The organism is Paenibacillus sp. FSL H7-689 (assembly GCF_000517905.1).
Taxonomy (GTDB): domain Bacteria; phylum Bacillota; class Bacilli; order Paenibacillales; family Paenibacillaceae; genus Paenibacillus; species Paenibacillus amylolyticus.
Window position 1 is genome coordinate 129,991 of record NZ_ASPU01000055.1, and the last position, 12,333, is coordinate 142,323.

Here is a 12,333-nt window from a genome sequence, read left to right on the forward strand (position 1 = left end):
AATTTTCTTTATATTCCGGGAGGTTCAATGATGAGAAAACGATTTCTATTTTCGCTTGCAAGTGTGCTCCTGCTCTCCACTCTGCTGCTTGCCGGGTGCAACTCAGGTAAAAGTACGGAAGGTTCGGGTAAGGTGACTCTCACGTTTGGAACAAGTCAATCCGGTATTCCGCGTACAGGCATCATGCAGACGATGGCCAAGGAATATGAGCAAGAGACGGGTGTCAAAATTGACTTCCAGGTCGTACCTGACGCACAGTGGCGTGACCTGATCAAGGTGAAGCTCGCTTCTGGCGAAGCACCTGATATTTTTAATGTCGATGTGGACCCACTGAGCATGCCGGCTAACGTAAGACCGGAGGAGAATGCCATTGACCTGACCAATGAGGAATTCACAGGTCGGATGTCTGAAGAGATTTTGCCAACTGTCAGTCATAATGACAAGGTGTACGGGGTTTCTTTTGCACCAACGAAAATCTGGTATGTGTACTATAACAAACGTATCTTCCAAGAGCTCGGCATAGAGCCTCCTACATCCTATGCGGAATTCAAGGCCATCAGCCAGAAAATTAAGGATAAAGACATCATTCCGTTCTATCAAGCACCTGCCAGCGGGTGGTATCAGGTTCTGCCTTTGTTCGAAACGGGACCTAACTATGAGCAAACAACAGCGGGAACCTACGAGAAATTAAACAACAATGAGATGAAAGTCGCAGATATGACGCAACTCAAGACGGTCATTGAACAGTTGAAAGAATTTGCGGATCTCGGTTATTTCGGCAAAGACTTCTTGTCCAATACGGTAGAAGCGGGAATTGAGGCGTTTGGTCAGGAGAAAGCAGCGATGTTGCTGCGGGTTCCAGGGACGGAAAAGGAAGTGTCCGAAGCGTATCCGGAAATGGAAGACAATATGGGATTCTTCGTCATGCCATGGGGTGACAATCAGACGATTGGTGTGAATCCTGGCGGTTCAGCTGCGATGTTTGGTAACAAAAACAGTAAACATCCTGAAGAAGTGCTGAAATTCTTCCGCTGGATTACCGAGCATGATCATCTGCAACGTGTGTTCGATGAAGGTGAAGGCAATCTGACGATCTGCTGGCCGGAAATCGAACCAAAGCTGACACAGGACTATATTGATTATGAGAAAGATCATGAAAAAGGTACGGTTATGCAGGCCGCTGTGAAATATATTGATCCACAATGGATGGATATTGGCAAGGACTTATCAGGTATGTTCGCCGGTGCAATGACACCGGATCAGATTCTGCAAAATATTGATAAACGTCGTGCTGAACAAGCCAAAGTGCTGAAAGATGAGAAGTGGTAGTAACAGCGCACATCTCAGTTAAATATAAACGCTGAACAACGTTACATGCAGCGGGCGTTTGCCCGCTCATGTATTTTGGCAGGAAGGAAAGGTGTTACCGGTTATGAATGCAAACAAAATCTATCCCTGGTATTTCTCATCCGGAGCGATTGTGTTATATCTGCTGTTCATTGTCGCTCCCGCCCTGCTGGGCATCTATTATTCCTTCACCGACTGGAACAGTTATAGTTCGGAGAAGAACTTTATCGGTCTGGAGCATTTCCGCACCATTCTGGCGGGTGATCCGACCTATCTGCTTTTTATCAAAAACACAGTCCTCTTCACCCTGGTTACATCCATCGCCAAGACCGTTCTGGGCTTATTTCTGGCTCTACTCTTGGTTAGCGGTGTAAAGGCCGCCAATCTGCATCGGATGATTATCTTCTCACCACAGGTGCTATCGTTCCTGATTGTTGGACTTGTGTTCAAAAGTCTGCTCGACCCCAACAATGGGTTCGTTAACGTGACTCTGCGTTCCATGGGACTAGACGTTCTCGCCCAGAACTGGCTGGGCTCCCTGACTTGGGCCATGCCATCCATCATGGCAGTGGACACGTGGAAAGGCATGGGGTACATCATGGTGCTGTTCATCGCCGGACTGCTCGCGATTCCACGTGATTATTACGAAGCGGCATCCATTGATGGCGCCGGCTTCGGGCAGAAGTTGTTCCGGATCACCATTCCGATGCTGATGCCTACGATCACCATCGCCACGGTACTCAATATTACATACGGGCTGAGAGTTTTCGATGCCGTATACGTGTTAACCAACGGTGGCCCCGGTAACGCGACAGATGTCATCAACACGGCGGTCTATTCCTCTTTTGCCAAAGGATATTGGGGACTGGGGAGTGCGCTATCTACCATTCTGTTTGTCATCATGGCGATCATCTCCTTTTTCATCATTCGTTTGATGAACCGAAAGGTGGAATACTGACATGCGATTGAGAAAAAGATTGGCTTCGATCGGGTTAAATGCTCTCGCCTGGCTGCTCAGCCTGGTGGTCCTGATTCCTTTTGTCGTCATTGTACTGAATTCATTCAAGTCGGACGCCGAAGCCAAAGTGCTTAAACTGACGCTACCCGAGAAGTTTATCATCGAAAATTACAAAATCGTCTATGAACAGGGACATTTGGGAGGTTCCTTTTTCAACAGTCTGTTGCATTCCGGGGCTTCTTCCCTGCTATTGGTGTTTGTTGTGGCTTTCTCGGCCTTCACGTTATCCCGTAACCATTCGAGGCTCAGCAAGTTTCTGTACTTCTTCCTGATTCTTGGCATAACGCTGCCACTCAACTACATTCCGCTGATGGAAGTGATGAAGTCGATGGGTATGATCAATTCACATGTCGGCATGATTCTGCTCTATACGGCTATGGGTATTCCAATCTCGCTGTTCATTACGTATGCGTTTGTGTCTAACATCCCGAAGGAGCTGGATGAAGCCGCGATCATGGACGGATGTAATGGGATCAAGCTGTTCCTGCGAATCATTGTACCTTTGTTAACCTCGGTGCTGGTAACGGTATTTGTTCTTAATTTCCTGAGTGTCTGGAATGAGTTTACTGCCCCACTCTATATGCTGAATACAGTGGAGATGTGGCCGATGACGCTGGCTGTATATAACTTCTTTGGACAATTCAGTGCCCAGTGGAATCTGGTCAGTGCCGATATCGTGCTCACGTCATTGCCTGTGTTGATTGTGTTCCTCATTGGGCAAAAGTATATTGTAGGAGGACTAACTTCAGGGGCGGTTAAAGGGTAAACTCCACCGACAATCCAAATACACAAACACTCTTGTCTAAGTACATCTTCTGACTCCTCAGCACAAAAAAGCCCTTGTCTGCTCATCGTGTGAATAACTTCTTCGTACAGAAGAAGTATCACACGCTGCTGCGGACAAGGGCTTACGCTGTTGGATTCGAATTAATCGTGCGCCAACCCGCCAACATCGGATGGAGCCGCTATATCTGGGCTCTGCTCCAGAGATTTGATCATTTTCAAACGGGATGTGATTATTGCGATCAGAATAACAAACAGACCCGCGATGATAAACAGAAAGGCAATACCTCTGCCTGGCCCAGTTCCAATAATTTGACCAACAGACGAAGCCAGCGCTCCCCCCTCCATCAGTAACGGATTAAACACATGGTCGGCCAGAAAACCAGCCAAACTGTACGCGATAATAAACCCGAGTTGTGACAGAATACCAATGATTCCCCATACCCTGCCCTGCTTATCGTTGGCGATATTGTTTCGCACCAGTACATCTGCGCTCATATTAACAAACGGCAGTGATGACAGGAACAGAAAACCTGCGAAGATAATAAAATAAATGTTGGTGGATATGCCCAGAAGTGAAAAGGACAAACCGCACAAAATCAGACCCATCACAAGCACACTTGCGTATCTCTTTGTTATTGTAAATATGCCGATGCACAAGCTGCTAATCAGCATGCCGATGGCACTAACAGACTGAAACGTTCCAAGTGTCTTTGCATCCGTGAATGACAGAAGCATCGGACCAATGAGTGTCTCCAGGAATCCCAGATAAAAGGTGACAAGTGAAATAATCACCACCAGCAACAGTACTCCCTTGTTGGTTACAACTTCTCTCCAGCCCTCTTGAATATCTGTGATCCAGTTTTTTCCTTCTCGATCCTCTCGCTCCACCTTCATGCTCTTCCGAATAACCAGCACAGCCAGAATGGCAACCAGGAATGTCAGAATATTAATGACCAGAATGACTTCAATGGTTGTTATACTAAGCAGAATGCCCGCAATGATGGGTGAAAACAGAAACTTCGAGGATTCAGCCAGTTGTACAAGACCGCTGCCTTTTGAGAATTGATCCTTATCCAGCAGGTCCGTAGCAGAGGCCTTATATGCCGGGCTCTGCAACGCGGAAAACACGGAACTAAAGGCTACTCCCACATAGATATGCCATAATTGGATATCACCTGTGAGCATAATGGACAGAATGAAAATCAAACCGGCTGCCGACCCCAGGTCGCCGATAATCATCATCGTTCGACGGTCGAATCGGTCGGCCAGTACCCCTCCAATAGGTCGAAGCAGGATATTCGGCAGAAACGTGAATAAGGTAATCAATGCAACACTTGTTGCCGTATTCGTTTTTTCGAAGGCATACACCCCCAGGGAGAAGGCCGTAAGTCCAATCCCAATCATGGAGATGAGCTGACCAAACCATACTACCAGAAACTTTTTAAATGATTTTTGAACGGTATGTTCCATGGATGATACTCCTTTCTCGGCTAACCTTGATTCGGAAAATAGAGACGTGTGACGTAGGCGAAGCTTCCTTGTTCTGCTCCCAGCACACGTTCCATAATATGTGTGAATGCTTCAACCTTTTTTTGAAGTTCTTCCTCCTCCCATTGAAAGATGCCTCGATCCAGCAAAAATTGTGACGATACGAGCAGGAATTCGATGGATTCCTTTGGGTTAGGTGTATGAAATACCCCCTCCTGAATGCCCTGCTCTACCACCTCGGCCAAGATGGGACTTAATCGAATTACCGTCTCTACAAGACTCTTTTGGTGCATCTCCACATTATGAACACTGTGCAATTGCTCGATGAGATCATGTTTTCTGCCGTCTGGCTGATTCTGCGCCATCATGATGCGAAAAATTTTGTCATGGGCATTCAGTTTGGGATCGGACACGACGTGCCTGGCCGATGCCTCCCCACTCAAAATAAAACGCATCACGATGGCGTTCATAACCTCTTCCTTGGACTGAAAATAATAATAAAATGTACCCTTGGCAATGTTGCACGCCTGAAGGATATCCATGACCGTAGCTTTGGTGTACCCCTTTGTTATGAACAGAATCTCGGCGGCATCCAAAATCTCGTTCCTGCGTTCTTCCGGGTTTTTTATCAGTCTCATATCCTGGCCTCCGATACGTTCGACCGACTGTCGGTCTATTGTAGTCATGGAGTTCTTTTTTTAGAACCCCATTTCATTCAACCATTGCGCCAAATGGCTTTCCCTTTTTTTTAAATCCTGACGCTCTCTTGCATATTTTCCAATATTTCTATCTGAAACCAGCTTACCGTCCATCATAAACAGTACACGTTCCGATCTGGCAGCGACTTTCACATCATGGGTCACCAGCAGAATGGTTGTACCCGTTGCATTAATATCGCCCAGAATATCCATGATTTCATACGTTGATTTGGAATTCAGCGCCCCCGTTGGTTCATCGCCGAATAAAATATCTGGATTATTGATCAGCGCACGGCAGATGGCAATCCGTTGAAGCTGTCCGCCTGAGGCTTGGGTGATGTTATGCCCAGCAAGCTCATCAATCCCCATTTTTTTCATTAATGACATTGCCCGTGTATTAATCGTTTCTCTGCTGCTATTCTTGGCCAGATACGCGGAAAGTACAATATTGTCTAATAGATTCAGATTCTTGAGCAGATGAATATTTTGAAAGATGAATCCCATCTTGGTCAAACGTAGACTTGCCAGATCCCTCTCCTCAAATGCCGATATTTTTTTGCCATTAAAATAGACACTTCCAGCACTAATCTGATCCATACCACTTATGTTGTACAGTAAGGTAGACTTGCCTGAGCCAGATGGCCCCATGATGGAAACAAATTCTCCCTTTTTTAATTGAAGGTTGATATCTTTTAAGATGTTATGTTCTTCATTCTCGCCGATCGCTACGGATTTATTCACGTCTTTAGCCTCAAGTATAGTTGTCATCGTTGATCCTCCCTATTCGACAATCATTTTGGATATGCTCGTTTCCTTGATCGATTGGATGCTAATCCATGCTGTTAGTACAATCGTGCCTGCAAGTAACAATGGACACAAAATATATGCCTGTAACGGGTTAACAACAAAAACAATATTGGAAGCACCAAACGTCGACATAATGGCACTAACCAGCAACGGACCCAACGTATTGGACAATATCGTTCCAGTAACAACCCCTAAGATTAATATGACAAGTGACATCACGACATACTTGAACTTGATTTTAGACAAGGCAAACCCAAGGCTTCTTAGTACAGCAATGTCGTTGTTGTCCTTGGCTACTAACATCTGAAGGAACAGCGCTGTAATTAAAATAGATATGAAGACACCGATGACCAAGGCCAGCATCGTCACCATTTTCAATTGTTGGATGGTTCCGCCTAATGTCTGATCCAGATAACCTTGAAGATCGGTTACTTTGGCTGGCGAGAAAGCCGCCTCATATTCAGCGATTTTGGTAGCCATGTCCCCGCGATTATTCAGATCCAAACTGACCACGTACCACAACACACTATCCTTGTTGTAGGGCAATAAGGCCTTCGCCGTTTTGCCACCATTCGTAACGTCCTGGTATATTCCGCTGACCGTCATCATCTGGTCCTTGCCATTAACCAGCAAGGTAAGTTGCTCACCAGTCTTCAGGTGCAGCTCGCTACTGTTGGCATCAGATAACGCAATTTCATTCTCGGTTGTTGGCGCATTACCGCTAACATAAGACAATGGGAAAATACTGAAATCCCCAGTTTCTACACTCAGATTGTCGTAACTTCCTTCCGCATTTTTAATCTTGAACTGGCTTGTTACCAATGGGGAATAGGTTTTGATGTCTTTATCATTTTGGATCTGGGCAACCAGATTGTCATAACGCTGCTCCACATCATCTGTGTGCCTCAAGTCAATGCGAATATCACTTTGTCCAACACCCATATAAGAGATAAAACTTGGCGCCTGCAAAGTGTTCAGGAAGTTGACCGGCACAATCATGATAAATGAACTGACTACAAAGACGAACAACAATAATCGAAACATCTTGATTCGCTGTATCACTTCCTTCAGACCAAGAAAGACAGGTACGGAAGACCAGCGATTGCGGGACAAACTAAGCCGGTTTCGAATGATCTGTGTATCGCCCAGGCTTCCGGTACGGAGAGCATCCACCGCGGAGATGGAACGAAAACGCCGCAGTACCGTTCGACAGAACAGAACAACCATGGCAAATATTATTCCAGCGGCTAATAACGGAATCGCGAAATGCAACAGGGTTGCAGGTGCTTTTCCCATATACAACATGATGTTGGAAACAAATAATTTGTTAACACCAAGTGATGCAATGTAACCAAGCACGGATGCAAATCCGGCCATAAATACATACTTCATCAGATACAGTCTCTTAATATCCTTCTCTGCGATCCCTATCGCTTTCATGACACTAATCTCACGATAATCCTCTTCGATGGTCGCAAGCATCGTGAATCGGATGCAGAGCATCGCGATCAGAATCAGCACAAGACTGACCAGAATAATAACGGCTGCAATGACTCCGTCGGTCATGGCATTCAATACTTGGAAAAGCCCATAGGTTACGACTGGACCCGCGTTAGGAAGTCCGGCATTTTGGTAAGCCTGGGTAAATTCACTCGTCAGTCCGGGATCCGTCAACCGGAATTCGATGAGATACTCCATCTCTCCGATGCTCTGCTTCAGTTCTTGCAAATTCCCTGCACTCACGATAAAACGTTTGGAGTGCACAACCGATGGATTCATCTGAGCATCACGGACAAAATCAACGATGGTGTAAGAACGCTCAAATTGACCATTATCGATCCGAACCTGGTCGCCCACGCTCAATTTTTTTTGCTGCATGTAATATACCGGAACCGCGATCTCGCCATCGTTCACCTGAATAATCTCACTGTCCAGATTCAACAAATAGTCGAAACCCTGATTCTGTGTAACAAAGTCAATGTCCATAACGCTGTTCTTTTCGGACTCTGCTCCGAGAAACAGATTAGAGCCGTCAATGTTAACCATTTCCACAATCTGATGCTGCTGGACCATGGCATTTTCTTCAGCCCATGTATTCACTTTGACCTGATCGAGTTCTCCGGCATGCATTTGCACAAAATGTGGTGTTTTGGATTCAGAAAATAGATATTGGATGGAACTCGTCAGTTCCATAATCATTCTTGACCCCGAAGATACCAGCAAGGCGGCCAGCAGTACAAAAATAAACAACGCAGCCGTAATCCCTTTTTTTCTCGTTATATCGTTTCTCAGCATTCGTAGCAGCATAAACGAACATGGCTCCTCTCATCTACAAGTTGTTCCTATTTATCTGGAGTCATAAAGCTTGTCAGACAATGCGCCACCGTTGAAGGTTGATGCATCATGAACATATGAGCACCCTCTTTGATGGTTTGAAGCTTCATGGATGTGCCAAAATATCGGCCCCATCTCAACGCTGATTGAAGGGTAACAGTACGATCCCGTTCTCCCCACAGATACAATACCGGCAATGAGAGCGGCTCATATTCAAGCGTTGCTGCAGATTCCAGCATCCTGAAATCCGCCCGGATGACGGGCAGAAAATAATTCAATAATTCTTTTTCATGTATCAGTTCTTGCGGGAGAGCTTCATAGGAAAACAGATGATCAATCAGATTTTCGTCTGACATCCGATCATAATTCTGCATCCCGCATTCATCAGGCGTGTTGCAGGCAGATAACACAAGCCGTAGCGTTTTAGCTACATCTGGACGTTCCTGACATAAGCGCTGCGCAACGAAGTAGGCTGTAATTCCTCCCAGACTATGTCCAAATAACAGACTGCCGGGCTGTATAACATCCAGCAGCTTGCTGGTATACAGTTCTACGAGTTGCTGCATATGCTCCAGGGGTGTTTCGGTGTTCAGACCATGACCCGGGGGCGTAAACGCCCAAATTTCCGTGTCAGGAAGGTAAGGCACTAGGGGCTGAAAACTGTTGGAGTTGCCACCGAGATAAGGAAAACAGACCATTTGTCTGTTTCCCTCCCCCTTTTGTAGCTGCTCCAAATAGATCGGTTCCATCACTTATCCACCACCATAACCAGGCTTACTTTCTTTCCAGAACATATGCAGGGAATGTCTGAAGCGAAGTATCCACATTTTTACGCTTGAAAATGACATGTATGACAATAGCCGATATTGCAAAAAAGAAGAATTGCATAATTTGAACTTGCGGATTAAAGTAGTACAAATCAATTTGACTTCCTGTGGCCACAAGCCAGAATGCAAGCAGATAAAACAGAAGTGTACCTTTGGTTGCATTGAAGATATAACTTTGGAACACGATAAATGCCATAAGCTGAACAACGTAGTATATGTAAGTGGTTGAGGTGCCAAAAGAGGAAATCAAGTATCCCGGAAGCACCCATAATCCGAACAACAGGCCGGTAATCAGACCACTTGTTATATTATTTTTTAACTTCCCTTGCAAGAATGGAAGCAAAAATCCGATCCAGCCAAACAGCCCACCAATCAGCCCCGTCTCCTTGATCAGATTCACAATCCCCAACCAGATCATTTCAGGTACACTATATGTCAGTTCAGGGACCGGTATGCCGAATAACAAGGAACCAAAGTGCATTGTTGATGCAAAGATGATGGAAATTCCAATAATGAGCGGTATCCAGAACAGGTCCTGTCTGCGCGGAACCAGCTTCATAAACATTCCTTTTAATGCTTCCTTTCCGCCCATCACATAACATGTAATTAATCCGGCAATGGAAGGTGAATACAGAGCAACGATCGCAAGTGGATGCATCAAGGTTAACTCACCTGTTATGGGTACAATAAAATCCGCAAAGAACATGAACAAACTTGCGATTCCATAACATGTGCCAAAGGAAATTCCCAAAAACAAATACATATATTTGTTGGACGGGCTGGTTGCCGGACTTGTGACTGGACGAATGGATGCCTGATTAGCTGTAATCATAGTGCCGCCTCCTTCTCAGTCAACTTTCTCTCAATAAGATCATGCAAACGGTTAATCGTGCAGAAATTAGCCAAATCCAGATCTTCATTTGCTATCTCAATCTGGAATCTACGCTCTACAAAGTCCACCAAACGCATCGCAAAGAGCGAATTGACGAACCGCTGCTCAAAATAATTGTCATTATCATTAATTTGAGTGTCCTCATGATCCATGGTGAGGTTGTTCCCGATAAACTCCCGAATTTCCTGACGATAATCCACTGCCCTTCCCCCTTGTTATTGATATTGCCCCTCGGGCACTAAAACCTCAATGTAGTCTGGAAACTCTACAGCCTGCTGTAAATCATGATGAAACAGTACTCTTCCTTCCTGATCTGCAGATTGCTGCTTGAAACCGGCAAAGCGATAGCTGATATTCATCATCCGGTTCCTTCCGGTATCCCTAAAGTCCGCAAGCATCTGTTTGCCCTGCTTCTGAGCTTCACGCATGATATACGTTAGCAGTACACTCCCTGCTCCCCTGGACATCACTCTGCAAGACATTAGAAGCATGTTTAGCCGCCATACTTTCTGCTGCATGTGAATAAGTGCAAGCCCAATTTTGCCATACGTCCCGTATTTGTCTTCGAGTTCACACACCAATAACATATGGTCCTGCGAGGTCATCAGTTGGTGCAGCTCCTCGTAACTGTAGGTAATTCCCGTTGCATTTAGTTGATTGGTGCGAACGGTAAGTTCCTCTGCACGTTGAAGATCATCCTCAGTAGCCTCGTAAATGGAAAATTTCATGCCAAGCGTAGCCAGAAATTGTTCTGAAGGTCCCTCATACTGTTCCTCAGCCTGTTTACGGAGCGTATCCGCCTGGTACATCTGCCTTCTGCACGCAGAGTCGGCTGTAATGAATCGAGGCATCAGCCTTGGGTCATCAAGCATGGTTTCATATTGATCCGCATGAAGTACCTGGATGTCAGCATGTACACTTTGCACTTCTTCCAGTTCAAAAGGTTGATCATCCACAAACAGAATGGCATCCATGCCGATATTAATGTTCTGCTGAATCCGCTGAACAGAGACGGACTTCGCATCCCAATGGATTTCGGGATACAGAAAATATTCGGCGATGCCCAGTTCGTTTAGTTTCGCCCAAGCCAGCTCTGCATCATTTTTACTGGCAACAGAGTGCAAAATACCTCGCTGGTCCAGTTTTTCAATCACCTCCTTTAAGCCCGGCTTCAGTTGCACATCTGCAGATTCAAGCAAAACCCCATCCCATATGGTGTGGTCCAGATCCCAAACAATACACTTGATATCCTTGAGCTTTTCCATGGTCATGCCACCCTTCATCTTAGTAGGCATAGAATCCTTGACCCGTCTTCCGCCCCCACTGTCCTGCATCAACCATTTTCTGCAACATCGGACAGCATCGGAATTTGGGGTCCTGATAGCTGTCGTACAATACTTTCAATGAATGCACGACCGTATCCAGACCAATCAGATCCGCCGTCTCCAGCGGCCCCATCTGATAATTGAAGCCCTTCTTCATAATGGCGTCCACCTGCTCGGGTGTAGCGATTCCATCCTGTACAATGTACGCCGCTTCATTCATTAACAAGTGCGAGAGGCGATTAGAGACAAACCCGGGCAGATCCTCTATGACAACTGGACTTTTATCAAGAGTTTCCAAAAAAGCTACCATCTCATGTTCCGTACCCTGCGTTGTATGATGTCCTTTGATCACCTCCACCATGGATTTAACGGGAACTGGATTCATCAGATGCACCCCAATGACTTGACCTGGGTCAGGCAAAAATGAAGCGAGCTTTGTCACGGAAATACAGCTTGTATTTAGCGCAAATAAAGCATCCGGACGAACCTTGTGGTATAGTCGTGCGTAAACTTCCTTTTTCAACTCCAGGTTTTCGGTTACATTTTCAATAATGATACTTGCCTCTTCCACCCCTTCATCTTGTGTCTGGAACGAGATTCGTTCCATGATCTGATCCAGGGGCACCTGACCGTACCCTTGCTTCAGAAAGCAAGCTGAACGATATTCACGACGTATAACATCAGGGGCGTGTTCGATGACCGACGCCGAAATATCCTGCAAAATTACACGATAACCAGCCCTCGCGACATCCAGTGCTGTGGCGCATCCCATCACCCCTGCGCCAATGATTGCAATGAGTCGATTATGCAT

Annotated in this window: 12 protein-coding genes; 3 read left to right on the top strand and 9 right to left on the bottom strand. The window is 45.8% G+C overall.

Annotation, left to right across the window (positions count from 1 at the left end; genetic code table 11):
* The first annotated feature begins 27 nt into the window (after positions 1–27).
* From C170_RS24700 to C170_RS24710, 3 genes are all read left to right on the top strand, one after another.
* Positions 28–1,329, top strand: coding sequence for an ABC transporter substrate-binding protein (locus tag C170_RS24700; protein WP_235200827.1), 1,302 nt, complete (start codon positions 28–30; stop codon positions 1,327–1,329).
* 103 nt (positions 1,330–1,432) lie between these two features.
* The gene (locus tag C170_RS24705) at positions 1,433–2,305 is read left to right on the top strand and encodes a carbohydrate ABC transporter permease (protein WP_017687164.1); all 873 of its coding nucleotides are present in this window, start codon (positions 1,433–1,435) and stop codon (positions 2,303–2,305) included.
* Between the two features lies 1 nt (position 2,306).
* Positions 2,307–3,131 carry a carbohydrate ABC transporter permease gene (locus C170_RS24710; protein WP_036615189.1) on the top strand — a complete coding sequence of 275 codons (825 nt, stop codon included), beginning with the start codon at positions 2,307–2,309 and terminating at the stop codon, positions 3,129–3,131.
* 161 nt (positions 3,132–3,292) lie between these two features.
* On the opposite strand, the gene C170_RS24715 is transcribed toward C170_RS24710, so the two are convergent.
* From C170_RS24715 to C170_RS24755, 9 genes are read right to left on the bottom strand one after another with little or no spacing between them, the layout of a single operon-like run.
* Positions 3,293–4,621: an MFS transporter gene (locus tag C170_RS24715; RefSeq protein WP_036615192.1), complete on the bottom strand. Its 1,329-nt coding sequence runs from the start codon at positions 4,619–4,621 to the stop codon at positions 3,293–3,295.
* A 20-nt stretch (positions 4,622–4,641) separates the two neighbouring features.
* Positions 4,642–5,277 carry a TetR/AcrR family transcriptional regulator gene (locus C170_RS24720; protein WP_036615194.1) on the bottom strand — a complete coding sequence of 212 codons (636 nt, stop codon included), beginning with the start codon at positions 5,275–5,277 and terminating at the stop codon, positions 4,642–4,644.
* A 60-nt stretch (positions 5,278–5,337) separates the two neighbouring features.
* Positions 5,338–6,105: an ABC transporter ATP-binding protein gene (locus C170_RS24725; protein ID WP_036615197.1), complete on the bottom strand. Its 768-nt coding sequence runs from the start codon at positions 6,103–6,105 to the stop codon at positions 5,338–5,340.
* A gap of 12 nt (positions 6,106–6,117) precedes the next feature.
* Positions 6,118–8,451: an ABC transporter permease gene (locus C170_RS24730; RefSeq protein ID WP_036615199.1), complete on the bottom strand. Its 2,334-nt coding sequence runs from the start codon at positions 8,449–8,451 to the stop codon at positions 6,118–6,120.
* 35 nt (positions 8,452–8,486) lie between these two features.
* A complete protein-coding gene (locus C170_RS24735) occupies positions 8,487–9,227 on the bottom strand; it encodes a thioesterase II family protein (protein WP_036615200.1) in 741 nt (246 codons plus the stop codon).
* Between the two features lie 25 nt (positions 9,228–9,252).
* Positions 9,253–10,137 carry a hypothetical protein gene (locus C170_RS31190; RefSeq protein ID WP_017687157.1) on the bottom strand — a complete coding sequence of 295 codons (885 nt, stop codon included), beginning with the start codon at positions 10,135–10,137 and terminating at the stop codon, positions 9,253–9,255.
* Complete coding sequence (locus C170_RS24745) at positions 10,134–10,397, bottom strand: acyl carrier protein (protein WP_017687156.1); 264 nt, start codon at positions 10,395–10,397, stop codon at positions 10,134–10,136. Before C170_RS24745 ends, C170_RS31190 begins: the two co-directional genes overlap by 4 nt.
* Before the next feature lie 15 nt (positions 10,398–10,412).
* Positions 10,413–11,462: an HAD-IIIC family phosphatase gene (locus C170_RS24750; RefSeq protein ID WP_036615300.1), complete on the bottom strand. Its 1,050-nt coding sequence runs from the start codon at positions 11,460–11,462 to the stop codon at positions 10,413–10,415.
* 19 nt (positions 11,463–11,481) lie between these two features.
* A complete protein-coding gene (locus tag C170_RS24755; RefSeq protein WP_036615201.1) occupies positions 11,482–12,333 on the bottom strand; it encodes a 3-hydroxyacyl-CoA dehydrogenase family protein in 852 nt (283 codons plus the stop codon).

What these genes read in the sequence shown, in the direction of transcription:
- C170_RS24700 (WP_235200827.1), top strand. Translation starts at nt 28, where the DNA reads ATGATGAGAAAACGATTTCTATTTTCGCTTGCAAGTGTGCTCCTGCTC.
- C170_RS24705 (WP_017687164.1), top strand. Translation starts at nt 1,433, where the DNA reads ATGAATGCAAACAAAATCTATCCCTGGTATTTCTCATCCGGAGCGATT.
- C170_RS24710 (WP_036615189.1), top strand. Translation starts at nt 2,307, where the DNA reads ATGCGATTGAGAAAAAGATTGGCTTCGATCGGGTTAAATGCTCTCGCC.
- C170_RS24715 (WP_036615192.1), bottom strand. Translation starts at nt 4,621, where the DNA reads ATGGAACATACCGTTCAAAAATCATTTAAAAAGTTTCTGGTAGTATGG.
- C170_RS24720 (WP_036615194.1), bottom strand. Translation starts at nt 5,277, where the DNA reads ATGAGACTGATAAAAAACCCGGAAGAACGCAGGAACGAGATTTTGGAT.
- C170_RS24725 (WP_036615197.1), bottom strand. Translation starts at nt 6,105, where the DNA reads ATGACAACTATACTTGAGGCTAAAGACGTGAATAAATCCGTAGCGATC.
- C170_RS24730 (WP_036615199.1), bottom strand. Translation starts at nt 8,451, where the DNA reads ATGCTGCTACGAATGCTGAGAAACGATATAACGAGAAAAAAAGGGATT.
- C170_RS24735 (WP_036615200.1), bottom strand. Translation starts at nt 9,227, where the DNA reads ATGGAACCGATCTATTTGGAGCAGCTACAAAAGGGGGAGGGAAACAGA.
- C170_RS31190 (WP_017687157.1), bottom strand. Translation starts at nt 10,137, where the DNA reads ATGATTACAGCTAATCAGGCATCCATTCGTCCAGTCACAAGTCCGGCA.
- C170_RS24750 (WP_036615300.1), bottom strand. Translation starts at nt 11,462, where the DNA reads ATGGAAAAGCTCAAGGATATCAAGTGTATTGTTTGGGATCTGGACCAC.
- C170_RS24755 (WP_036615201.1), bottom strand. Translation starts at nt 12,333, where the DNA reads ATGCATAATCGACTCATTGCAATCATTGGCGCAGGGGTGATGGGATGC.